Raw genomic sequence first — 23264 nt, forward strand, 5'->3', positions numbered from 1 at the left:
GAACACCGGCCGAGTGGGTTCAGGCGGTTTTTTCCTTTTGTACGACGGGGATTTCGCCGCTGGCCGGGACGTCGGTGCCGCGCAGGGAGGCGCCGACGGTTTCGCGCAGGAACACCCAGGCGACCAGGCCCAGGACGCAGGAGCCGACCATGAAGTAGGCCGGGAACAGGTCCCAGTGGGTGCGGTCGATGACCCACTGGCTGATCAGGGGCGCGGTGCCGCCGAAGAGGGCGGTGGACACGTTGTAGGACAGGGCGAATCCGGCGTAGCGGACGTGCGTGGGGAAGATCGCGGGGAAGGTCGCGGAGATCGTGGACAGCTGCGGCACGTACAGCAGGCCCAGGACGATGAATCCGGTGATGGCCCAACCTATTCCCTTACCCATGAGCCAGTACATGGGTATGGACAGCACGCCGAGTCCGATCAGGGAGATCAGCCACATGGGTCGGCGGCCGATGCGGTCGGACAGTCCGCCGCACAGTGGCAGCACCAGCGCCATGACGAGCTGTCCGATCAGGACCATGGCGGTGGTCTGGGTGTCGCTGACGCCGATGGTGCCGTGCAGGTAGGTGGGCATGTAGGCGAGCAGGGTGTAGTTGACGACGTTCAGGGCGATGACCAGGCCGCCGAGGGTGAGCAGTTCGCGGCGGTATTCGGTGATCAGTTTGATCAGGCCGCCCTTGGGGTGCTCGTGTTCGGCGACTTCGGTGAAGACCGGGGACTCGTCGAGTTTGCTTCGCAGGTACCAGCCGACCAGGCCGAGCGGGATGGCGATCAGGAACGGGACGCGCCAGCCCCAGGCCTGCATCTGGTCCTCGTCGAGCATGACCTGCATGAGCAGCACGATGGCCGAGCCGCCGATGAAGCCGCTGAGGGTGCCGAATTCCAGGAAGCTGCCGAGGAATCCGCGGCGTTTGTCGTCGACGGATTCGGCGAGGTAGGTCGCCGCGCCGCCGTATTCGCCGCCGGTGGAGAAGCCCTGGATGACGCGCAGGACGATCAGGAGGATGGGGGCTGCGATGCCGATGCTGTCGTGGCTGGGGATCACGCCGATGAGGCCGGTGACCGTGGCCATGAGCAGGATGGTGACGGCCAGGACGGCTTTGCGGCCGATGCGGTCGCCGAGGGGGCCCCACCACATGCCGCCGACGGGGCGTAGCACGAAGGAGATGGCGAAGCCGAGCAGGGTTCCGATGGTGCCGAGGGCGCCGGGGAAGAAGGCGTGGGTGAGGTAGGTGGCGGTGGCGGCGTAGACGCCGTAGTCGTACCACTCGGTGGCGTTCCCCATTGCGGCTGCGGCCACGGAACGTCGTTGTTGCGGTTGTGAGTCGCCGTTTGTCACGCGCGAACTCCTCTCCCCGGTGGGTGTTGAAGCACCGCGCTGTCGCAGTGCGGAAAACTGATGTCGCCATGCGGGTTACAGAATGGCAACGAATGCCACGTTTACCCGGTTTGGCGCGGCGGCAAACGGAGAGACACTCCGAGAACGTGGCTATGCACACCGGACGACCAGTGACTATATCCAATTTTGTGATGGTCGTCACACTTGCTGATTCTGGCACGATTGGCTAGCAACGGTCGCTGACGGACAGCGTGCCCGAAACCTGCCGATCCGCGGTGCGATCCGGCGACAGCCCCTCACGACACGCCGCGCCGCGCCGCGTAGATTGACCCCGACGATGCCGAGTTACCGGGTTTTCCGGATGGACGCTCCCGAGGGGGACCACGACGTGACCACGACCGACCAACGGCCGGGATCCGGATTCAGAACCTGGTTGCTGGAGGGGGCGAACGAAGACCGGTACTCCCGCCATCCCGGGCCGATGGTCAAACAGACCGAGGAGGCCCATCAGCGGTCGTGGTGGAAGGTGATGTGCCTGACCGGCGTCGACTACTTCTCCACGCTCGGCTATCAGCCGGGTATCGCGGCGGTCGCCGCGGGCGTGCTGTCCCCCATGGCCACGCTGGTGCTGGTGGCATTGACCTTGCTGGGCGCGCTGCCGGTGTACCGGCGGGTGGCGCGGGAGAGCCCGCACGGCGGTGGATCACTCGCGATGTTCACCCACGTGCTGCCGCGCTGGACCGGCAAACTGTTCATCCTGGTGCTGCTGGGGTTCGCGGCCACCGACTTCGTGATCACGATGACGCTGTCCGCGGCCGACGGCGCGGCGCACATCGTGGAGAATCCGCTCGTCCCACACTGGCTCACCGGACATTCGGTGCTGATCACGCTGGTGCTGCTGGCGTTGCTGGCGGCGATCTTCCTCAAGGGGTTCGCCGAGGCGATCAGTACCGCGGTCGTGCTGGTCGGGGCGTATCTGGCGTTGAACGTCGTCGTGGCGGTGGTCGGGCTGTGGCATGTGTTCACCGCCTCGGGGCTGGTGGTGGACTGGACGCACGCGCTGACCGCCCAGCACGGCAGCATTTTCGCGATGGTGGGCGTATCGCTGCTGGTGTTCCCGAAACTGGCGCTGGGCCTGTCGGGTTTCGAGACCGGTGTCGCGGTCATGCCGCAGATCAAGGGCGAACCCGGTGAGCCCGAGGATGATCCGCAGGCCCGCATCGCCGGCGCGCGCAAACTGCTCACCACCGCCGCGCTGATCATGAGCGGATTCCTGATCGTCACCAGCTTCATCACCGTGGTGCTGATCCCGGCCAAGGAGTTCCAGAGCGGCGGTTCGGCCAACGGGCGCGCGCTGGCGTACCTGGCGCACCACTATCTGGGTGACGGGTTCGGCACCGTCTACGACATCTCCACCATCGCGATCCTCTGGTTCGCGGGCGCCTCGGCGATGGCGGGTCTGCTGAATCTGGTGCCGCGCTATCTGCCCCGGTACGGCATGGCGCCGGAGTGGGCGCGCACCACGCGGCCGCTGGTGCTGGTGTTCGCGGTGATCGCGTTCGGGATCACCTGGTATTTCGATGCCGACGTCGATGCTCAGGGCGGCGCGTACGCCACCGGTGTGCTGGTGCTGATCACTTCGGCCGCGGTGGCGGTGACGCTCTCGGCCGCGCGCAAACGCGAGGTCGGCAAGATGATCGGGTTCGGGATCGTTTCGGCGGTGTTCGTGTACACCACGATCCTGAACATCTTCGAGAAGCCCGAAGGTGTGCAGCTGGCCTCGCTGTTCATTCTGGCGATCATCGTGGTGTCGTTCATCTCCCGGGCGCGGCGCGCGTTCGAGTTGCGCGCGATCGAGGTCGATTTCGACGACAAGGCCGCGTGGCTGATCGACAAGATCGCCTCGAGCGGCACGATCCGCATCGTCACGCACGATCTCGAGGGGATGGAGGATCGTGAGCCGGGCGAATATCGGCAGAAGGAGGCCGAGCAGCGGCTCGAGAGCCACATTCCCGCCCAGGCGCCGATCCTGTTCCTCGAGGTGATCGTTCGCGACGCCTCGGAGTTCTCCACCGATCTGCACGTGCGGGCGGTGGAGCTGGACTGCTACAAGATCCTGTCGGTGGAGGCCGCGGCGATCCCGAACTCGATCGCGGCGATCCTGCTGGCCATCCGCGACCGCACCGGCCTGAACCCGCACGTGTATTTCGAATGGACCGAAGGCAATCCGATCACGAACCTGCTGAAGTTCCTGTTCGTCGGTGAAGGTGAGGTCGCGCCGGTCACTCGTGAGATCCTGCGGCGCGCGGTGCCCGACCCGCATCAGCGTCCGCACGTGCACGTGGACAGCTGAGCCTCGCTCCCCCGCGCAGAAAATCCATTGCGCCGCACCGATTTTCGCGCCAGGCCGCCGGTCGGGAACGGCAACTGGAAAGCGCGATGGCCGAGCCGGGCAGGAGTTTGCGGATCCGCCGCCCGGCTCTGGCGCGATACGCTGAGCCGGGCAGGTCGCCGGGTGCGGGCGGATGCGCGGCGAGCGGCCGAACCTGTTGTGTCAGTATCGAATTCGATGCCGGGAACGCGGCGAGTCAGCGGGGCAGGCGGTCGGTGCGCCAGCATTGGGAGGTCAGCGGGACGTCCAGGGTGGGGGCTCCCGCGGCCTGGGTCTCGAGCAGTTCGCGCACGCGGGTCAGGCGGGCGTGTTTTTCTTCGGCGTCCGCGATGATGAACTGGCTGTAGGTGCTGAGCCACGCGACGATCTCGTCGAGGGTCATCGTGCGGGTGAAGGCGAACGAGGTGGTCTCCACCTGCCCGAACGGGCTGTGCTCGGGCAGAGCGAACCGGAATCGGCCGGCCAGATGCTCCTGGCTGGGCTGGGGTTGTTCGGCGTGGCCGCGGTCGAGTTCGAAGACCCAGTCCACGGTGCGGTCGCGGTTGGTCCGCAGCACACCCAGACGGCCGCCCTCGCGCAGCACCCGGCCGATCTCCGGGACCGCGACCGGATGATCGAACCAGTGCCAGGCCGCGGAGACGAAGACCGCGTCCACGCTCGCGTCCGGCAGCGGGATCGCCTCCGCGCGCCCGTCCAGCACCCGCACCTGTGGTGAGCGTTGCGCCAGGACCGTGCGCATGCGCTCGTCGGGTTCGACCGCGACGACCTCGGGCACACGCGCGGCCAGCGCCCGAGTGAACAGTCCCGTCCCGGCCGCGAGATCCAGTGCGGTCGTGCAGCTGGGCGGGATCAGCCAGTCCAGGGCCTGTTCGGGCGGGCCGGGCCGCATCCGGTCGTAGTCGTGGGCGACCGAGCCGAAGGAGGTAGCCCGTTCACGCTGTGCCGTCATGGAACTCACGCTAGCGGGCGTAGCTGTGTGGTTCCTGCGCGTGTGGTGTGCGCGGTCAGCGGCCCTGCCAGACCGGGGCGCGTTTCTGCGCGAACGCCAGCACGCCTTCGCCCGCGTCCCGGGAGGACAGTGCGGGTGCGGCGAGTTCGCCCTGACGGGTGAACGCCTCCTCGGTGGACCAGTCGGCGGACTCGTCGACGATGCGTTTGCTGGCCTGGATGCTCAGCGGGGCGTTCACCGCGATGCGCTCGGCCAGCGCCAGGGCCGCGTCCAGGGCGTGCCCGGGTTCGGCGAGTTCGTTGACCAGGCCCAGTTCCGCGGCGCGGACGGCGGTGATCGGGTCGCCGGTCAGCGCGAGTTCCATCGCGATCGCGCGCGGGATCCGCTGCGCCAGGCGCAGCACGCCACCGCCGACGGCGACCAGGCCGCGTTTGACCTCCGGGATGCCGAACGTCGAATCCTGTGCGGCGACAACCAGATCCGCGGACAACGCCAGCTCGCAGCCACCGGCCAGGGCGGGGCCTTCCACGGCGGCGATGAGCGGTTTGGTGGGCGGTCTGCCGGTGATGCCCAGCGGGCCGCGGCCCTCGGTCATCGGCACCTCGCCGGTGGCGGCGGCCTTGAGATCCATTCCGGCGCTGAAGTATCCGCCCGCGCCGGTGATGATCGCGACCTGTGCGGTGGGGTCGGCTTCGAACGCGTCCAGGGCGCGTTCGATCCCCAGGGCGGTGGCCAGGTTCACCGCGTTGCGCACCTGCGGGCGGTTCAGAGTGATGATGGTGACCGGTCCGCTGCGGTCGACCAGTACCGGAGCCGGTGGCGGCGGGGGCAGTTCGGTGCGGTCGCGGGAGTCCACGGTGATCTGCCCGTCCGCGACGGTCACCGGCAGGCCGAGCAGATCCCCGTCGGTGAGTTCACCGATCAGCTCGGATTGGGTGCTGCGCAGCAGGATCCGCGCGCCGTCGGGTGCGATGAGGCTCAGCACCGCGGCTTCGGGTTCGCCGTCGCGGCCGAACGGCACGGTGTAGGCCTCGATCACGGCCGGGCCCTGGTATCGGCTGCGGGCCGGACGCGCGGGCGGGTTGTCGATGACCGGCGTCAGATGCTGGTAGGGGGTGCGCGGCGGGGTGGCCGAGTAGATGCCCAGGGCATGTTTGGTGACGTACCAGCCCAGCGAGGTGGACAGCCCGTAGGACTGCGGATCCGCGCGCAGTGCGGTGACCAGCGAGGCGACCGCGTGGCCGCCGTAGTTGTTGCCGGGGCCGCCGCCGAAGGTGAGTCCGCCGGTCACCGACAGCGGGCGTTTCGGGTCCTCGAGCGGCAATCCCAGCTCGCGTGCGGCGATCTGCACCGCCACCGGGAAGCACGCGTACAGGTCGACGTGCGCCAGATCGTCCACGCTGATGCCCGCGTGGGAGAGCGCGGCCGCGCCGAGGGTGCGGATGGCCGGGGAGGCGGCCAGTTCGGCGCGTTCGCTGGTGAACCATTCGTCGTGGCCGGAGGCGCCCGCGTGCAGGAACACCCATTTGTCCTGCGGGATTCCGGCCTCGTGCGCGGCCGCGACGCTGGTCAGGATGATGCCGCTGGCCATGTCGACCTGCAGGTTGGCGCATTCGAGTTTGGTGTAGGGGGTGGAGATCATGCGGTTGTCCGCGGTGGGCGTGGCGATCTGCTCCGGAGTGAATTCCGTACGCTGCCAAGCGAATTCGTTGGCCGCGCCGATCGCGGAGAAGCCGGACCACAGGCGGGAGATCGCGGCGGCGTGTTCGGCGGGGGTGCGGCCGAGGCGATGCCGGTTGGCCGATTCCAGCAGCGCGTACATGTTGATCGGCGCGATCAGCCCGGCCTCGGTCTCCGCGGCGTTGTTGGCGGGTTTGTCGATGCCGACGGTGCGGGTCGGGGTGGTCGCGGGGTCCTGGGCGGGCCAGCCCGGATCGATTCCGGCGCGTTGGACCGCGGCCTGGGTGGCGCCGGCCTCGGTGCCGGTGACCAGCACCAGGTCGTACCGGCCCGCGGCGATCGCCGCGGCGGCCTCGTTGATCACCAGTTGGCCGCCGTCGCCGCCGAAGGTGCTGGACTGCACGGTGTCCACCGTGCCCGCCCCGACCCGTTCGGCGACCACCGCACCCAGGTCGCGGTACTGCCACGAGGCGCACGCCACCGCGAACACCGCGTCGGCGGTGCGCAGGACCGATTCGCCCGCGCCGGTGTCCTGCGCGGCGCGGCGCAGGGCCTGCACCGCGAGTTCGGCCGGGTCGCCGTACTCCTGGTCCGGGGTGCGCTGCACCACTTGGCCCACGCCCACCAGGACCGGGGTCGAGGGATCCAGCTCGATACCGGATGCGGTGTGCAGCACGGGCTTTCGCGCGGGTTCGGTGTCCACGGGTCCGGCCGCGGCGATCGCCGCGGGCAGGCGGTCCAGGGATTCGCGCATCGCCTCGCCCAGGCTGCGGACCACCGATCCGCCCAACGGGCCCTCCACGGGCGGTCCGGCCGCTCCGGCATCGAAATCCACGAGTGTCTGCGCGCCGTTACCCGACACGGTGATCCAGTAGCCCAGCCGCACCTGCTGCGGGGCCTGCCCGCGCAGTTCGAATCCGCGGTCCCCGGCCGCGGCGACGGTCCACACGATGTCCACCGGCAGGCCCATGATCTGCGCCTGCTGAGTGAACTCCGCACCTTCGCGGACCGTGCCGGGCGGATCACCGCGCCAGCCGCCGTGCAGCACGAACCAGTCGCCCAGGCGGTTCAGGTCGCGCAGATACGCCGCCACGGTCTCCACCGGGGCGTCCACGAGCTGGTCGGCATGCGCGGTCTTGGCGAATTCGCTCAATCCGGCCGGGGCCAGCCGTTCACGCCGCTCCTCGACCGAGGGCGCGGCAGGTGTCGGCGGCGCGTTCGTGCCCGGTTCGGGAGCCGGCGCGTTCCGGCTCGCCACGATTCCCGCGATCAGTTCACGAGCGATCCGCGGATTCTTGCGGACCATCGCGGCCAACTCTCCGCCCGCACGCAGTTGTTTACGCACCGAACGCATTCGATCGCCACCGGACACAGCTCACACCGTCCTATCTCCTCAATCGAGTACGAGACTATTCGACCGTGCACGCGCGCGCCCGCCCCGGCTACCCTCGGGCATCGCCGGCCTTTGCCGAAGCCCCGTGCAGTGAGCACACCGGAGGACGCCGGCCGCCCACTACGTCGGGCGAATCCGGCTGGCTGGGCCTTCTCCACGTCGTGGCGGGCGCCCTGACGAACGATCAGCAAGCACTGCGAGCCGGTTGAGAGGATCAGTGGGCCCGCCGAAGGCCGCTGGCACCTCGGTGATCCGCAGATCGGCCGCAACCTGACTGGACCGCGCGCCCGCTCGGCCACAGCTGTACGGAGTCGCTCGCAGCGCTCGTGCAGGGCCGGATTCCGAGCGAGTCGGTCCAGCCCGGTGGGAGGCGGGGACTCAGAGTCCGATGCCGAGCAGGGCGTCCACCGCGCTGGCGATCGTGGCGGGCGCGGAGCTGTCCGGGCCGCCGTATTCGAGTGCTTCGCGAGCCCAGTTGTCGACTGCGGCAAGTGCTTTGGGGGTGTCCAGGTCGTCGGCCAGATGCTGGCGCAGACGCGCGACGGTGTCGGTGGCGTCCGGGCCGGAGATCAGCGCTGCGGCGCGCTTCCAGGTGTCCAGCCGGGACAGTGCCTGGGCCAGAACCTGATCGGACCATTCGCGGTCCTGCCGGTAGTGCCCGGCGAACAGGCCCAGGCGGATCGCGGCGGGATCCACGCCCGTGCGGCGCAGCTGGGAGACGAACACCAGGTTGCCGCGCGATTTGGACATCTTCTCCCCGTCCAGGCCGATCAGGCCCGCGTGCACGTAGTGCCGGGCGAAGCGCCGGCCCGCCACCAGCGCCTCGGCGTGTGCGGCGGAGTACTCGTGATGCGGGTAGATCAGGTCGCTGCCCCCGCCCTGGATGTCGAACTCGGGGCCGATGCGGTTCAAAGCGATTGCCGCGCACTCGATATGCCAGCCCGGACGGCCTTCCCCGAACGGCGAGGGCCACGACGGCTCCCCCGGACGCACCGCACGCCACAGCAGCGCATCGATCGGGTCGTGCTTACCGGGCCGGGTGGGATCTCCGCCGCGCTCGGCGAACAACCGGTCCATCGTGGCGCGGTCGTAGCCGGATTCGTAGCCGAACTGTTCGGTGGCGTCGTGGCGGAAGTACACGTCCGGGTACTGCTCGTCGGGCACGACGTACGCCGCGCCCGAGGCCAGCAGTTTGTCGACCAGTTCCACGACCTCGCCGACCGACTCGATCGCGCCGATGTACTCGCGCGGGGGCAGCACCCGCAGCTCGGTCATATCCTCGCGGAACAGCGCGATCTCGCGGCTGCCCAGCTCACGCCAGTCCACCCCGTCGCGGTCGGCGCGTTCGAACAGCGGATCGTCCACGTCGGTCACGTTCTGCACATAGTGCACCTCGTGCCCGGCATCACGCAGCACCCGGTTGACCAGATCGAAGGTCAGGTAGGTAGCCGCATGTCCCAAGTGGGTTGCGTCGTAGGGGGTGATGCCGCACACGTACATCGTGGCGGTGGAGCCGGGGGTGACCGGGCGCACCTGCGCGTCGGCGGTGTCGAACAACCGCAACGGCGGTCCGGATCCGGGGACGGTCGGGACAGCGATATCGGACCAGGACTGCATGATTCGAGAGTAGAGGTTTCAGCGGCCCGGGTGCCCGCCACCCCCAGGGACCCGCGCCCCGCCACACCCGCGGGCACCGGTGCTCACCTGCGTCGAGGCACCGGATGCGGGATCGCAACCGTTGCAATCTCGCCGGATCGAAACCGGCGCGGCGATCTTCAGAACGCGGGCCAGGGAATCGGGCGTGAGGTGTGCGGCATCGGCATCACCGGATCGTCGCGCAAGCGCCGACCGCGGGTCAGCAGCGCCTCGATCTCCTCGTCGGTGATGTGTTCGGCCAGCGAATCACCGATCGCGCCCGGCAGCGCCTCGACGAAGGCGGTGATGTCGGTGATCAGGTCCTCGTCCACGGTCTCACCCGCCCATCCCCACAGCACCGTGCGCAACTTGGGCTCGGTGTGCAGGCAGATGCCGTGATCGACCCCGTACACCGTGCCGTCCAGGCCTTCGAGGGCGTGCCCGCCCTTGCGGTCGGCGTTGTTCAGCAGCACATCGAGCACCGCCATCCGTTGCAGGCGCGGATCGTCCGCATGCACCAGCGACACCTCCGCACCGGCCCCGTCGACCGCGCGCAGCACCTCCCGGAACCTCTCCGGCACCGCACCGGCGGGCACCAGATCCACCAGATCGAGCCGGTCGCCGTGTTCGGTGTGGTTGTCGACGGACTCCACCCAGCGTTGCACCATCCCCGGACCAAGCGGACCCTCCCGCAGGATCGTCTCGGGGATCACCGTCCACCCCAGTGCCTTGGACACCAGATACGAGGCGACCTCGCGCCCGGCGAGGGTGCCGTCCGGGAAGTCCCACAGCGGACGTTCCCCGCGCACCGGTTTGTACACCACGCGCACACCCGCATCGGATGCCGATTCGCGCACCGTGCCATCAGGGCCGATCTCGCACACCAAGGTCAGATTGCTGGCGGTGCTGACCCGCCCGATCACCGCCAGATCACCGCCGTAGAACGGGTCGCACACGCGCCCGCCGGTCTCGGCGCTCACCGGTCAGTCCTCGAGATCGGCCGCACCGAAGATCCCGCCGCGTTTATAGCCGTTGGTGCGCACACACATATGCCCCTTCGTCGACAGCGGTTCCCCGCACAGCGGGCACGGCGGCCGCCCGGCCGCGATCACCCGCGTGGAGCGCAGCGCGAATTCCCGGGCTTGGGTGGGCGTCAGGAACACCCGTACCGCGTCGGGGCCCTCCTCGGTGTCGTCCAGCACCACCGACTCGTCCACCTCGGTCTCGGTGATCGCCAGTAACTCCACCACCACCGCGTTGGCGTCCGCGTCCCAGCCCAGCCCCATGGTGCCGACCCGGAATTCCGCGTCGATCGGGGTCTGCAACGGCCCGGTGTCGTTCACGTCGTCCGCTTGGGGCGGCACACTCGCGCCGAATCGGCGCGCCACCTCGTCCAGCAGCAGACCCATCCGATCGGCTAGCACCTTGACCTGCTGCTTCTCCAGCAGCACGCTGACCACCCGCGGTTCCTCGACGGCCTGCAGATAGAAGGAGCGATCGCCCGGTTCACCGACGGTCCCGGCAACGAAACGATCGGGGGTGCGAAACACGTGGATTGCTCGGCTCATCTGCACCTCCTGAAACCACACTGCACTACTTACTCCAAAGAGTCGGGGCGTTGCGCATTCCCATTATCCGCGTCGGTGGTGCGCTCGCCCGCCGCAGCACCACCGTTCGCGGCCGGTCCGGGGCCGACTTCACCGCCGGGCACCGGGCCCGCCGGTTCGCGCGAGCGCTGTTCCGGGGGTGGCGCCAGCGCCGACAGGTCGGTGCCGGTGTCGTTGCTGCGCCACACCGACGGGCCCGCCGGTGTGTACCGCACGACGCTGAGTGAGGCCGGTTCCACCACCAGGCGCTGGAATCCGTCCAGGTGGATGCCCAGGGCGTCGGCGAGCACCGATTTGATCACATCGCCGTGCGTGCACGCCACCCACAGCGCATCGCGGCCGTGCTGCTCGGCGAAACGCCGATCGTGCTCACGGATCGCGGCCACCGCGCGGTACTGCACATCGGCCAGGCCCTCCCCACCGGGGAACACCGCGCCCGACGCGTGCCTCTGCACCACCGACCACAGCGGTTCCTTGACCAGATCGGCCAGCTTGCGGCCGGTCCAGTCGCCGTAGTCGACCTCCACCAGGCGCTCCTCGGTCACCGGCTCGAGGGCCAGTTTCTCCGCCAGCGGAGCCACCGTGTGGGCGCACCGCAGCAGCGGGGAGACCACGATGTGCTCGATCGGCAAGGGGGCCAAGCGTTCCGCGAGCGCGCGAGCCTGTTCGCGGCCGCGTTCGGTGAGTTCCACTCCGGGAGTGCGCCCGGACAGGGTGTGAGCCGTATTCGAAGTCGACACCCCGTGCCGGAGCAGGATCACCGTCATGCCCCCAGCCTAGGCGATCGCACCGGCTCGGCCACGCGACGAGCGGCACACGCACCCGATCCCGATTACGCTCAGGGCGAATCCGGTTCCGGCGACGACGATTTCGCTGCTCGGGCAGTGTGCTGGGTCACTCGCCGGATCGGTTCCGTGCGCCCGGACCCGCGATCGGGGTGCGTGCGCGCGATCACCGGGCACCCCGAACCGATCACTCCGGCGGTTCGCCGTGCCTTAGCCGTGTCCGAACGGGTTGTGGCCCTAGGCTCTTGGATGTGACGGAAGTATGCGCACGGTGATGGAACAGCGGGCGGTCGGGCGCAGCGGCCTGCGGGTCTCCCGGATCGGCCTGGCCACCCACACCTGGGGCAGGGAAACCGATCCGGACGACGCGGCAGTGCAGCTGGTGGCGTTCGTCGAGGCCGGTGGCACGCTGCTGGACACCTCCCCCGCCTACGGGGGCGGCGCGGCGCAACGCATCCTGGGTGAGTTGATCGGGGAACTGGTGCCCCGGCACGATCTGGTGATCAGCGGATGCGCCGGGATCACCCCGGTGCCGGTCACCGATCCGGACGGGGCGACCGCCGCGGAGCCGCGCTGGCGGGTGGACGCCTCGCGGCGCACCCTGCTGCGCCAGCTCGAGCAGACCCTCACCGCACTGGACACCGACCATCTCGACATCTGGAGTGTGGCCGCGTGGGATCCGCACACTCCGTTGGACGAGATCACCGCCACCGTCCAGGACGCGGTGCAGTCGGGCAAGGTCCGCTACGGCGGGGTGCGCGGCCTGGACGCCTGGCAGCTGGCGACCATGGCGGGCACCGCGCCGATCACCGTCGCGCAGACCCCGTACTCGCTGCTCGCGCGTGGTGCCGAACACGACATCGTGCCCGCCGCGCAACATCACGGCGTCGGGCTCATCGCCACCACACCGCTGGCCTGGGGCATCCTGACCGGCAAATACCGGGACGGGGTGCCCGCGGATTCGCGCGGCGCGGACGAGATCAGCGGTGCGCAGATCCGCGACCGCCTCGACGAACACTCCGACCGGGTGGTGGACGCGCTGATCACCGCTGCCGACGGTCTGGGCACCTCCCCGCTGGCCGTGGCGCTGGCCTGGGTGCGCGACCGGCCCGCGGTCGCCTCGCTGATCGTGGGCGCGCGCGACATGGGTCAGCTGACCGGTGTGCTCGCCGCGGAAACCCTGGAACTGCCGCGGGCGATCGCCGCGGCCCTGGACGACGTCAGCAGCATCTGACCCGCCCGCGCGCACCGCGGCCCCGCGATCATGCGTGCGGTGCGGGATGGTCCTCGTGCAGCGCCACTGGTGGATCGGGTGCGGTGCGCCGCGTGCCATGGCGGGTCGTTGTCCGGCCCGCGCGGGCACCACTTAGGCTTGCCTACATGAGCTGCCTCGTCCGGGTCCGATCGTCCCGCACCGCATCCGCGCGGCCGGTGCGCCGCATCGCCGTGGCCGTGTTCACCGTCGCGATGGCCGCGACGCTCGGCGCGTGCGGGTCCTCCGGCGGGACCGGCAGCACGACACAGCACGGTCCGGCCACCGCGACGCTGGCCGACACCAACCCGGTGCCGATCGGGTCCGCACCGCATCCGGTGCTGCCGGTGACGGTGCACTCGTTCGACGGGTCCTCGGTGACCGTCACCGATGCCAGCCGCATCGTCGCGGTCGACCAGTACGGCACCCTCGCTCAGACCGTGTGGGCGCTGGGACTGGGCGCGAACCTGGTCGGGCGTTCCACCGCCGCGGCGTTCCCGGCCGCGAAGGACGTGCCCAGCGTCGCGGGCGGCAGCGGCAGCATCAACGTCGAAGCCGTTGCCGCGCAACGACCCACGGTGTTCCTGACCGACACCGTCAGCGCCACGCCCACCATTCGCGATCAGCTCAAAGCGCTCGGCATCACCGTGGTCTACTTCGACCCCGACCGCACCCTGGCCGGGGTCGGCCCGCAGATCCAGGCCGTGGCCGCCGCGCTGGGCGTCCCGCAGGCCGGAACCGCGCTGGCTCAGCGCACCCAGCACGAGATCGATGCCGCGACCGCCGCTGTGCCCGAACAGAATCCGGCGCCCAAGATCGCGTTCCTGTATCTGCGCAGCACCGCGATCACCATGATGGCCGGACCGAAATTCGGCTCGCACGCCTTGATCACCGCCCTGGGCGGCACCGACGCCGGGGAGGCCGCCGGGATCACCGAACCGTTCGTGCCGATCACCAGCGAATCGATGATCAGCGCGAATCCCGATGCGTTCCTGGTCATGTCCGATGGACTGCAATCGATCGGCGGCGCGGACGGCCTGGCCAAGGTCCCCGGGGTCGCGCAGACCAACGCCGGTAGGAACAAGCGCGTCATCGATATGGCCGACTCGGTCCTGCTCAGCTTCGGCCCCAACACCGGCCGCATCCTCGCCGCCCTGTCCCACGCCCTCTACGGCACCCACCCGGCATGAGCGAGCCCACCCCGCAAGGCATTCCACCGACCCGTCCCACCAACAGCGAGATCGACACCCCCTCGCCGCCCGAGGATCCCGCGACGGCAGTCGATGCAGCGTTGCAACCAGCGCATCGAATCCCGAGCAATGGTGAATCCCGCACCGGCACACCGGATCCGCACACAGCCCGCGGCGGCGAGCAGGCACAGACCGCACCCCACCGCAGCGCAGTACCCTCGGGCGCAGACCGCACCGCCGACACCACGATGGGCCCGCAAACCCGCCCAGCAGAGCGCGCAACGGCGTCTGCGGCAACACCACCGCGCGACGATGCTCACGCGCAGCAGGATTCGAATGGTCTCGAAGCCGAAGCTGCGCCATCCGACCGCACCGGCATCGATCCTGGCTCGATCGAGCCGGACCCGGCCGGTGATGAACCAGCGGCCGCGTCGGGGGAAAACAGTGCAGCCGCAGCGGAATCGAAGCCGTTGGAGTCGGTTGATGCGGCGAGGCAGCGAGAGCAGGCCGTCGCGGTCGAATCCGCGCCCCCTGGTGAGGGCGGCAGCGGTCCCGCGCCGCGGCGGGGGCGGCGCTCGCGGGTGACGATCGCGTTCGTGGTGTCGATTGCGCTGTTGGTGGGGTTGGCGTTGGTGTCCGCGGCGATCGGGCAGGTGCCCACGACGCCGTGGGAGGTCGCCGGGACGGTGTTCCATCAGGTCGGGCTGGATTGGGGGCCGTTGCCGCATCATCCGGCCGGACAGGTGACGTTGCTGCAGGTGCGTTTCCCGCGGGTGGTGCTGGCGTTGCTGGTGGGAGCGGCGTTGGCGACAGCGGGTGCGTTGTTGCAGGGGGTGTTCGCCAATCCGCTGGCCGAACCGGGCGTGATCGGGGTGTCGGCGGGTGCGGCGGTCGGTGCGGGAGTGGTGATCGTGGTCGGAGGCGCGTTCGCCGCGGCGTGGTCGGTGGCCGCGGGTGCGTTCGTGGCCGGGCTGGGCACGACGCTGTTGGTGTATCTGCTCTCGCGGTCGGGGGGGCGCACCGAGACCGTGACGTTGGTGCTGACCGGTGTGGCGGTCAACGCATTCGCCGGTGGGTTGATGTCGTTCCTGCTGTTCACCGCCTCGAACGCGGCGCGCGATCAGATCGTGTTCTGGCAGTTGGGCAGCCTCAACGGCGCGACCTGGCAGTCGGTGGCCGTGGTCGCGCCGCTGACCGCCGCGGGTGTGCTGGCCGCGATCCTGATGGCTCCGCGGCTGGATCTGCTCGCGCTCGGCGAGGCCGCCGCACGGCATCTCGGGGTGGATGTGGAACGGTTGCGGCGCAACGTCGTTCTGGTGGTGGCGGTGCTGGCCACCGCGGGAGTGGCGTTCACCGGCATCATCCTGTTCGTCGGGCTGATCGTGCCGCACGTGGTGCGCATGCTCGTCGGCCCGGCGCATCGGGTGCTGATCCCGCTCTCGGCGATCCTGGGCGCGGTGGTGCTGCTGGCCGCCGATATCGGCGCCCGCGATCTGGTCGCCAACGCGGACCTGCCGCTGGGCATGCTCACCTCGCTGGTCGGCGGCCCGTTCTTCTTCTGGCTGCTGCGCCGCACCCGCGCCCGCTCGGGAGGCTGGGCGTGAGCCGCGCGATGCCAAGCCATCCGGAACCGCAGCCCGGCGAGGCGAGCAGGGTGTGGAAGGAGTGCCGATGAGCGGGATGTCACGGGCGGTCACCCGGGTTCTGGCGCGATCGCACCGCATCCCGGACGATCCGCCCCCGGGCACGGTGACGTTGCGGGCGCGGAAGGTGAGCGTGGACCGCGGCGCCGGGCGGCGGGTGCTGGACCACGTGGACCTCGAGGTGGTCGCCGGGCGGATCCTGGCGCTGGTCGGGCCGAACGGTGCGGGCAAGTCCACACTGCTCGCAGCCCTTGCCGGCGAACTCGAACTCGCCACCGGCACAGTCGAACTCGACGGCCGCGAACTCGCACACTGGGCCGTGGTGGATATGGCGCGCCGTCGCGCGGTGCTGCCGCAGACGCACAACGTCGGATTCCCGTTCACCGCCCGCGAGGTCGTCACCATGGGCCGTGCCCCGTGGGCGCGCACCCCACGCCAGGACCAGGACCTGGAGGCCGTGGATGCGGCGATGGCCGCCACCGATGTCACGCACCTGGCCCAACGCCCGTTCCCGGCGCTGTCCGGCGGCGAACGCGCGCGCGTCGCGCTGGCGCGCGTGCTGGCCCAGCACACCACCACCCTGCTGCTCGACGAGCCCACCGCCGCACTGGATCTGGGACATCAGGAGGCGGTGCTGCAACTGGCTCGGGCGCGCGCGGCCGCGGGAGCCGCGGTCGTGGTGGTGCTGCACGATCTCGGTATCGCCGCGGCCTACGCCGACAGCGTCGCGGTATTGCGGGACGGTCGCCTGGCCGCCGCCGGTCCGCCCCGGGAGGTGCTGACCACCGACCTGCTCACCCGCGTCTATCAGCATCCGGTGGAGGTCATCGACCATCCGGTGACCGGCGCGCAACTGGTGCTGCCGCTGCGGCGCTGACACGCGAAATGCTCAGCGCCACACCAGTTTCAGCACCGCGGGGGTCAACAGCAGCCGGATCACCGTGGCATCGAGCACCAGTGCGGCGATCATCCCGTACGCGATGTACTTCATCAGCACCAGATCCGAGAACCCGAACGCGCCGGTGACCACGATCAGGATCGCCGCCGCCGAGGTGATCACCCCGCCGGTGTGCGCGATGCCGTAGCGGATCGCCTCCTGCGCCGGGGCGCCGCCCGCGCGGGCCTCGGTCATCCGGGACTGCAGGAACACCTCGTAGTCGGTGGACAGCCCGAACAGCACCGTCACGATCAGCACCAGCACCGCGAACATCAACGGCCCCGCGGTGAAGTTGAACAGCCCGGCACCGTGCCCCTCGACGAAGATCCAGGTCAGCACACCCAGAGTCGCGCCCAGGCTCAGCGCGCTCATCACCACCGCTTTCACCGCCAGGATCAGCGACCGGAACGCCACGTACATCAGCGCGATCGCCGCGCAGATCAGAATCGCCGCCAACAGCGGCAACCCGTCGATCAGGCCGCGGATGCTGTCCCGCTCGAGCGCCGGAACCCCCGCGACCATCACCCGGACACCGGGTGGATGCGGGATCGCGCGCACGGTGTCGATCGCCGCGTCGGGATGCTGCTGATCGACCAGTCCGGCCGAGAGCACGTTGATGCCGTGCGTGGTCGGCGCGGTCGGTTCGAACGGCCCGGTCAGTCCGGGCGCGAAATTCGCCTGGAACCGGATGTCGGAGAGCTGTTGCGGATTCGCGCCCACCACGACGAGTTTGAGCGGCTGGGTGCGGAAGTCCGGGAACAGCCGGTCGAAGTCCTGCTGCGCCACCCGCGCGGGATTGTCCGAGGCCAGATAGCGTTCGCTCAATCCGCCGAATTCGATGTTCCGGAACGGGATCAGCAGCACCAGCAGTCCCAGCACCACCGGCACGATGACCCGCACCGGACGGCGCATCGCGAACAACGCCAGATCCGAGAAGAACCCTTGCCCGCGCTGATCGCGCAACGTCGGGGAGATCTCCACGGGGTCGGCGCTGCGCACACTGGCCAGGCGATGCCAGCCCCACATGTCCACCCGGGTGCCCACGATGCTCAGCAGCGCCGGCAGCGCGGTCACCGACAACACCGCGGCCAGCAACACCGCGCTGATCCCGCCGTAGGGCACCGACCGCAGCACCTGATGCGGATAGATGAACAACGCGCCCAGGCTCACCGCGATGATCGCCGCGGAGAACAGCACGGTGCGTCCCGCGGTCGCCACGGTGGCGGCGGTGGCCTCCTCCACGGTGTGCCCAGCGGCGAGTTCTTCCCGGAATCTGGTCACCGCGAAGAGCCCGTAATCGATCGCCAGACCCAGGCTCACCAATGTCACCACGGCGCTGGCGAACACGTTCACATCGATCACGTCGGTCAGCGCCCGGATGATGCCCTGGGTGCCCAGTACGGTCATCCCGCCGATCAGCACCGGCAGCAGCGCGCCGACCACGCCGCCGAACACGAAGAACAGCAGGATCGCCACCAGTGGCAGGGCGATCAGCTCGGCGCGCCGGATGTCGTGCTGCATCCCGAGATTGATGCCCTCGACCACCGGTTGCAGTCCGGCCAGCTGCACCGTCGTGCCGCCCGGTCCCGCCCCGGCCGCGCCCGCGCCGAGCTGGTCCTCGATGGCCAGGTAGTTGTTCACCGTTTCGGTGTCCTGCCCGCGCAGTCCGATACTGGCGAAGGCGTGTGTGCGGGTGGCGTCGGCGAACCGGCCCATCATCGGGCCGTCGAAATAGCTATCGATCTTCTTGATCCGGTCCGGGTACCGGTCGTGCAGGTTCGTCAGGGCGGTGGCGATCGCGTCGTGGACGGCCGGATCGTCGAGGGTGTGCCCCGGCGGGGCGGTGTACAGGACGATCACATCGGCGTCGGTGTCCCGGCCGAAGGTCTCATCGGCCAGTTGCGAGGCGACCACCGATTCGCTGTGGTCGTCGAACCAGCCGCCCTGGGTCAGGCGGGGTCCCAGATCGCGGCCGCAGAACCCGGACACCGCGACCAGCAGGATGAACACCGCCAGCACCGGATAGCGGTGGCGGTGCACGAACCGGCCCCACCACAGCGACAGCTCCCGGAATCGCCCCTGTTCGGTGCGCGCGGGCTCGGTGCTCACAGGCTCGGTCACTGTGCGGCTCAATCGTTTTCCCGTTCCGCCCGGTCCCGGATCAGCCGCAGGCCGGGGTCTGGTAGTCCGCCGAGCGCAGGATGCCGCACAGGTCGGTGCGGGAGATCTTCCACGTGCCGTCGAGATCGACGAAGTGCATGACGGTGGTGCGCACGTTCTCCCCGCTGCCGTCCTTGTCCAGGCGCAGGGTCGCGGTCAGCGTGCCGTCGTGGTTGTCGAACACCGGATCCACCACCCCGTACACCGCGTTGGGATGTTCGTGCAGCGCCTTGTACATGTCGGGGATGGCCGAGCGGAACGCCGCGCCGTCCTGGATCAGGTTCGTGCGATCACTGTCCGGCAGTGCGGGATCCAGGGCGCGTTTGAGCTGGGTGTCCAGTTGCGCGGCGGTCGGGATCGGCGGCCGGTTCGCCGAACTGGCGACCGCGGCCTGCGAGGAGGAACTCAGCGCGGCGTAGGCGGAGGATCGGGCCGCGGCCACCGATGCCTCGTCCGGATCACTGCTGCACGCCGCGGTGAGCGCAACCACCCCGGCCAGTGCCGCGAGCGCACCGCCGATCCGCACCCGCCGGGACGTTCCTCGCACTGCCATAGCCATCCTCACGGCCTCGAAGTTAACCGTACTTCTCACTGTCCCACCAGTCCGTCATGCGGATATGCCATCGACTGCGGCTCGACCCCGCCGAGCGTTCACACCCACCAAGGTAGGTGAACCGCGTGGCCCGCGGACGCTCGGGCGCTCCGGCGTGTTCGCGGCCCGGCCGGGCGCGGCCATTTGCGCGGGCGGTCCGGGGCGCCGCGCGCGGGTGAGCGAGATGCGTTGGAGCCCAGGCGATTACATGCTGTCGATGACCGCGCTCAGGCGCAGCAGCAGCGCGCGCACCGTGGCGGGCTCGCGGCGGGCGTCGGGGATCACCGGCACCGCGGTCGGGATCAGATCGTGCACCAGGGCGATGACGCTGCGCTCGTCGTCCAGGTCGATGTCGGTGACCCGGGCCCGCGCGACGGCGGTCACATCCTCCGGGCCCGGGACCTGCGTGGGGGTGTCGGTGCGATAGATCTCGAGGGTCAGTGTGCCGCGCACGGTGCGGAACGCGAACGAGCGTCCGTCCGCGGTGGTGCCGAACCCGTGCGCGAACGCGCCGACGGTGATGTCCTCGACGGAAAAACCGCACGGTGGTTCTGTGCTCAACCGAGTCTCCTGATCTGGCCGTATACGCTCGTCCACCGTAACGCCGGGCACCGACGAACCCGCACCGACGCGCGCCCGCGACGCGCCCACGTGCCCGGAACCACCCCGGCGAGCCGGTCCGGTCCGCGATCATGGTCAGATAAGAAAGCCCGCATGAGCGGGCCGGGCCACCCGCGGCGACCACAGGTCACCGCGCACGGTCCGGGGCGGTGCCGACAGCGCACCGGTGGCAGGTGAGAAGGAGTTCGGACTATGCGCGCTCACGGTGTGAGCCGATCGGTGTGTGCGGCGGCGGTGGCAGCGGTCGTGGCGGCGGCACTGCTGAGCGGCTGCGCCAAGCATTCCAGCAGCAGCGACAGCGCCCCCTCCGCCGCGCCGGCCAGCGCCGCGACCGCACCGGTCCAGCACACCGCCCCCGCGGGCACGGTCACTGCGTCCGGGCCTCTGGCGGCCCTGCTCGCCGAACCCGCCACCGGAGATCTGGTGCTGCTGGACGGCGACGGCGTCACCGTGCGCATCCAGGACCCCACCGGCGCGGCCCCCGAACGCACCCTCACCCTGCCCGCGCGCACGAGCGCGCTCGTGCCCGGACCGGCCGGACAGGTCCTGGCCGCGGCCGGACGCACGGTGCTGCACATCGACGTGGCCGCGGGCACCGTGCACGCCACCGCGGTGGACGGGCAGGTCCGTTCGGTCGCCCAGCGTCCCGACGGCACCGAGGCCGTGGCCCTGGCCGAGGGCCGGGTGCTGATCCTGGCCGCGGACGGGCATGTGGTGCACACGATCAACGGGATGAGCGGCGAGCAGATCGTCGCCCCCGGCAACGCGGTCGTGACGCTGGACCGCACCCAGACCACCCTGACCCAGGCCGATATCGCCCGCGCGCGCCCCGCACTGGCCCTGCGCGCCGGACAGGGCGCGACCAACGTCGTCACCGATCACTTCGGGCGGATGCTGGTCACCGACACCGCGGGCGGTGCGCTGCTGGTGTACACCGCCGATCCGCTGGTGATGCGTCAGATGTTCCCGCTGGCCTCCGCGCCCTACGCGCTGGCCTATGATCAGCGGTCCGAGACCGTGTGGGTCACTCTCACCGGTAGCAATCAGATCGCCGGGTTCGACCTGTCGACGGGTATACCGGTGGAGGTGGGTCGCTACGCCAGCGTGCGCCAGCCGAACTCGGTGACTGTCGACTCCCGCACCGGCGACCTGTTCGTGGGGTCCGCGACCGGCGACGGTCTGCAGCGGATCGGCGCGGACGAGAGGAAGAGAGGGCAGTGATGGCTCGGGCCTCTGCGCACCGTTCACCCGGCAGGCGGTCGATTCCGGCGAGCTGGGAGGAGCTCAGCGACGACGGGGAATGGGAGTACATACCGTTGCGATTACCCCCGGAGGTCAATCGGGTTACCGCATCGATCCGGCTGTCCATCCACGCCGAGTACGGCGGCTGGGAACTCTCGCGGGTCCGCGCGTACACCGACGGCAGTCGCCGCGTATTGCTGCGGCGGCGCAAAACCTCCCTCCCGGTGCCGGAACCGGGGATGTGAGCCGCATGTATTCGCTGTTGCTGCGCTTGATGTTCCTGCTACCCCCCGAACGAATCCACCACCTGGCGTTCGCCGCGATGCGCCTGGCGACCAGCTTCGCACCCACGCGCGCGATCCTGGCCCGCCTGGCGGTCACCGACGATCCGATCCTGGCCACCACCGCGTTCGGGGTGCGGTTCCCCGCGCCGGTGGGATTGGCCGCCGGGTTCGACAAGAACGCCGAGGGCGTGAACGCTTGGGGCCCACTGGGTTTCGGTTTCGCGGAGGTCGGCACGGTCACCGCGCAGGCGCAGCCGGGCAACCCGGCCCCACGGCTGTTCCGGCTGCCCGCGGACCGTGGGCTGATCAACCGGATGGGGTTCAACAACGAGGGTGCGGCCGCGGCGGCACAGCGACTGCGCGACCGGCGGCCCGGCGGTGTGCCGATCGGCGCGAACATCGGCAAGACCAAGATCGTGCCCGCCGAACAGGCCGCGCAGGACTACGTCACCAGCGCCGGGCTGCTGGGCCCGCTCGCGGATTTCGTCGTGGTCAACGTCAGCTCCCCCAACACCCCGGGCCTGCGCGACCTGCAGGCGGTCGAATCACTGCGCCCGCTGCTGGCCGCGGTCCTGGAGTGCCTCGCCGAGGACAGCGGTGCACCTCGCGTGCCGGTGCTGGTGAAGATCGCCCCGGATCTGTCCGACGAGGACATCGACGCGGTCGCGGATCTGGCCCTGGAACTCGGCCTGGCCGGGATCGTGGCCGCCAACACCACCGTCGGGCGCGAGGGACTGCGCACCCCCGCCGACCAGGTCGCCGCGATGGGCGCGGGCGGGCTGTCGGGCCCGCCGGTCGCCGAGCGCGCCCTCGAGGTGCTGCGCCGGCTGTACGCGCGGGTCGGCGACCGGCTGGTGCTGATCTCGGTCGGTGGCATCGAAACCGCGGACCAGGCCTACGAACGCATCCTGGCCGGTGCGACCCTGCTGCAGGGCTACACCGGATTCATCTACGGCGGGCCGCTGTGGACCCGCCACCTGCATCGCGGCCTGGCCGCGCGGCTGCGCGCGGACGGCTACACCACCATCGCCGACGCGGTCGGCGCGCGCCACGCCTGAGCCTGGGCCGACCGCACAGACCCCCGCGTGGCGAGCCCGCTCACAGACTCGGCGTCATCCATCCCGACAACACCGGTTCGGCCTCGCGCGGGCTGCGCCCGCCCGAATGCCGTCGCAGCCGCTCGAGCATCCGGCGCGCCAGCAACAGCACCGCGTGCTCGTACCGCACACCGAGCGTGGCCGAATGCACGGTCACCTGCCGATGCGCCTCCATGTCGTGCACCGCGGCCGGATCGCTGAGCAGCTCGTCCAACTCCATGCCCGCGCGGGCCTGTTCGAAGGTGAGCCGGTGATCGGGCAGCCAGCTCAGCCGCCAGACCGCCGCGCCCACAGCGACCACCCGCCACGCGTGCTCGGGTGTGCGATCGCTGCTCATCGCCCAGGGGGTCGTCTCGATGGTCACGAGGTTCTCCTCTCGTGTGCCGCCGGGCAGTCGGGATGCTGCACCGGAAAAGGGCCTACCCACGCGATCGGCCGCAACCGCCGAGGGCGTGCAGTGTAG

General features: G+C 70.0%; 19 protein-coding genes. 8 read left to right on the forward strand and 11 right to left on the reverse strand.

Translation table 11 applies throughout. From position 1 onward, the window contains the following. Window positions 1–19: 19 nt before the first annotated feature. Window positions 20–1288, reverse strand: a complete 1269-nt coding sequence (locus K7711_RS32485) for an MFS transporter (RefSeq protein ID WP_222974578.1) — start codon at window positions 1286–1288, stop codon at window positions 20–22. 415 nt (window positions 1289–1703) lie between these two features. On the opposite strand from K7711_RS32485, the gene K7711_RS32490 reads away from it, so the two are divergent. Further along, window positions 1704–3695: an APC family permease gene (locus tag K7711_RS32490; protein WP_372460213.1), complete on the forward strand. Its 1992-nt coding sequence runs from the start codon at window positions 1704–1706 to the stop codon at window positions 3693–3695. 235 nt (window positions 3696–3930) lie between these two features. On the opposite strand, the gene K7711_RS32495 is transcribed toward K7711_RS32490, so the two are convergent. From K7711_RS32495 to K7711_RS32520, 6 genes are all read right to left on the reverse strand, one after another. Further along, a complete protein-coding gene (locus K7711_RS32495) occupies window positions 3931–4683 on the reverse strand; it encodes a class I SAM-dependent methyltransferase (protein WP_222974168.1) in 753 nt (250 codons plus the stop codon). A gap of 55 nt (window positions 4684–4738) precedes the next feature. Then, the gene (locus K7711_RS32500) at window positions 4739–7717 is read right to left on the reverse strand and encodes a crotonase/enoyl-CoA hydratase family protein (protein ID WP_222974170.1); all 2979 of its coding nucleotides are present in this window, start codon (window positions 7715–7717) and stop codon (window positions 4739–4741) included. A gap of 417 nt (window positions 7718–8134) precedes the next feature. After that, window positions 8135–9373 carry a cysteine--1-D-myo-inosityl 2-amino-2-deoxy-alpha-D-glucopyranoside ligase gene (mshC, locus tag K7711_RS32505; protein ID WP_222974172.1) on the reverse strand — a complete coding sequence of 413 codons (1239 nt, stop codon included), beginning with the start codon at window positions 9371–9373 and terminating at the stop codon, window positions 8135–8137. Window positions 9374–9531: 158 nt separating this feature from the next. Beyond that, window positions 9532–10371, reverse strand: a complete 840-nt coding sequence (locus K7711_RS32510) for an SCO1664 family protein (RefSeq protein ID WP_308015052.1) — start codon at window positions 10369–10371, stop codon at window positions 9532–9534. 3 nt (window positions 10372–10374) lie between these two features. Continuing rightward, window positions 10375–10959 carry a DUF3090 domain-containing protein gene (locus tag K7711_RS32515; RefSeq protein ID WP_040822467.1) on the reverse strand — a complete coding sequence of 195 codons (585 nt, stop codon included), beginning with the start codon at window positions 10957–10959 and terminating at the stop codon, window positions 10375–10377. Between the two features lie 29 nt (window positions 10960–10988). After that, complete coding sequence (locus K7711_RS32520; protein WP_222974174.1) at window positions 10989–11765, reverse strand: histidine phosphatase family protein; 777 nt, start codon at window positions 11763–11765, stop codon at window positions 10989–10991. Window positions 11766–12057: 292 nt separating this feature from the next. Between K7711_RS32520 and K7711_RS32525 the strand changes: the two genes are divergently transcribed. The 4 genes from K7711_RS32525 to K7711_RS32540 all read left to right on the forward strand — a co-directional run bounded on the left by K7711_RS32525 (window position 12058) and on the right by K7711_RS32540 (window position 16745). Then, a complete protein-coding gene (locus K7711_RS32525) occupies window positions 12058–13017 on the forward strand; it encodes an aldo/keto reductase (protein WP_222974583.1) in 960 nt (319 codons plus the stop codon). A 146-nt stretch (window positions 13018–13163) separates the two neighbouring features. Next, window positions 13164–14225 (forward strand): heme/hemin ABC transporter substrate-binding protein, encoded by a 1062-nt coding sequence (locus K7711_RS32530; protein WP_222974176.1) that lies wholly within the window; start codon window positions 13164–13166, stop codon window positions 14223–14225. A gap of 581 nt (window positions 14226–14806) precedes the next feature. Then, entirely contained in the window at window positions 14807–15829 is a 1023-nt protein-coding gene (locus K7711_RS32535; protein ID WP_308015070.1) for a FecCD family ABC transporter permease, read from the forward strand. 76 nt (window positions 15830–15905) lie between these two features. Continuing rightward, window positions 15906–16745 (forward strand): heme ABC transporter ATP-binding protein, encoded by an 840-nt coding sequence (locus tag K7711_RS32540; protein WP_235748166.1) that lies wholly within the window; start codon window positions 15906–15908, stop codon window positions 16743–16745. Window positions 16746–16757: 12 nt separating this feature from the next. On the opposite strand, the gene K7711_RS32545 is transcribed toward K7711_RS32540, so the two are convergent. The 3 genes from K7711_RS32545 to K7711_RS32555 form a co-directional block, all read right to left on the reverse strand. Next, window positions 16758–18926, reverse strand: coding sequence for an MMPL family transporter (locus tag K7711_RS32545; RefSeq protein ID WP_308015053.1), 2169 nt, complete (start codon window positions 18924–18926; stop codon window positions 16758–16760). 40 nt (window positions 18927–18966) lie between these two features. Beyond that, the gene (locus K7711_RS32550; RefSeq protein WP_222974180.1) at window positions 18967–19518 is read right to left on the reverse strand and encodes a WKL family lipoprotein; all 552 of its coding nucleotides are present in this window, start codon (window positions 19516–19518) and stop codon (window positions 18967–18969) included. Window positions 19519–19761: 243 nt separating this feature from the next. Next, a complete protein-coding gene (locus tag K7711_RS32555) occupies window positions 19762–20118 on the reverse strand; it encodes a hypothetical protein (protein WP_222974182.1) in 357 nt (118 codons plus the stop codon). Window positions 20119–20370: 252 nt separating this feature from the next. Between K7711_RS32555 and K7711_RS32560 the strand changes: the two genes are divergently transcribed. The 3 genes from K7711_RS32560 to K7711_RS32570 are packed head-to-tail and all read left to right on the forward strand — an operon-like array spanning window position 20371 to window position 22762. Beyond that, window positions 20371–21399 (forward strand): NHL repeat-containing protein, encoded by a 1029-nt coding sequence (locus K7711_RS32560; protein ID WP_222974184.1) that lies wholly within the window; start codon window positions 20371–20373, stop codon window positions 21397–21399. Then, entirely contained in the window at window positions 21399–21665 is a 267-nt protein-coding gene (locus K7711_RS32565) for a DUF5703 family protein (protein WP_222974186.1), read from the forward strand. The genes K7711_RS32560 and K7711_RS32565 overlap by 1 nt, the downstream gene beginning before the upstream one ends. Before the next feature lie 5 nt (window positions 21666–21670). Continuing rightward, window positions 21671–22762 carry a quinone-dependent dihydroorotate dehydrogenase gene (locus K7711_RS32570; protein WP_222974188.1) on the forward strand — a complete coding sequence of 364 codons (1092 nt, stop codon included), beginning with the start codon at window positions 21671–21673 and terminating at the stop codon, window positions 22760–22762. A 40-nt stretch (window positions 22763–22802) separates the two neighbouring features. Here the strand turns inward: K7711_RS32570 and K7711_RS32575 are convergent, their stop codons facing one another. Continuing rightward, window positions 22803–23165 (reverse strand): hypothetical protein, encoded by a 363-nt coding sequence (locus K7711_RS32575; protein WP_222974189.1) that lies wholly within the window; start codon window positions 23163–23165, stop codon window positions 22803–22805. Between the last annotated feature and the right edge of the window lie 99 nt (window positions 23166–23264).

It is taken from the genome of Nocardia coffeae (assembly GCF_019890715.1).
GTDB lineage: Bacteria > Actinomycetota > Actinomycetes > Mycobacteriales > Mycobacteriaceae > Nocardia > Nocardia jiangxiensis.

Excerpts from the sequence above, each read along its gene's own strand:
- K7711_RS32485 (WP_222974578.1), bottom strand. The coding sequence starts at position 1,288 with ATGGGGAACGCCACCGAGTGGTACGACTACGGCGTCTACGCCGCCACC.
- K7711_RS32520 (WP_222974174.1), bottom strand. The coding sequence starts at position 11,765 with ATGACGGTGATCCTGCTCCGGCACGGGGTGTCGACTTCGAATACGGCT.
- K7711_RS32560 (WP_222974184.1), top strand. The coding sequence starts at position 20,371 with ATGCGCGCTCACGGTGTGAGCCGATCGGTGTGTGCGGCGGCGGTGGCA.
- K7711_RS32490 (WP_372460213.1), top strand. The coding sequence starts at position 1,704 with ATGGACGCTCCCGAGGGGGACCACGACGTGACCACGACCGACCAACGG.
- K7711_RS32550 (WP_222974180.1), bottom strand. The coding sequence starts at position 19,518 with ATGGCAGTGCGAGGAACGTCCCGGCGGGTGCGGATCGGCGGTGCGCTC.
- K7711_RS32525 (WP_222974583.1), top strand. The coding sequence starts at position 12,058 with ATGGAACAGCGGGCGGTCGGGCGCAGCGGCCTGCGGGTCTCCCGGATC.
- K7711_RS32530 (WP_222974176.1), top strand. The coding sequence starts at position 13,164 with ATGAGCTGCCTCGTCCGGGTCCGATCGTCCCGCACCGCATCCGCGCGG.
- mshC (WP_222974172.1), bottom strand. The coding sequence starts at position 9,373 with ATGCAGTCCTGGTCCGATATCGCTGTCCCGACCGTCCCCGGATCCGGA.
- K7711_RS32565 (WP_222974186.1), top strand. The coding sequence starts at position 21,399 with ATGGCTCGGGCCTCTGCGCACCGTTCACCCGGCAGGCGGTCGATTCCG.
- K7711_RS32500 (WP_222974170.1), bottom strand. The coding sequence starts at position 7,717 with ATGCGTTCGGTGCGTAAACAACTGCGTGCGGGCGGAGAGTTGGCCGCG.
- K7711_RS32540 (WP_235748166.1), top strand. The coding sequence starts at position 15,906 with ATGTCACGGGCGGTCACCCGGGTTCTGGCGCGATCGCACCGCATCCCG.
- K7711_RS32570 (WP_222974188.1), top strand. The coding sequence starts at position 21,671 with ATGTATTCGCTGTTGCTGCGCTTGATGTTCCTGCTACCCCCCGAACGA.
- K7711_RS32495 (WP_222974168.1), bottom strand. The coding sequence starts at position 4,683 with ATGACGGCACAGCGTGAACGGGCTACCTCCTTCGGCTCGGTCGCCCAC.
- K7711_RS32515 (WP_040822467.1), bottom strand. The coding sequence starts at position 10,959 with ATGAGCCGAGCAATCCACGTGTTTCGCACCCCCGATCGTTTCGTTGCC.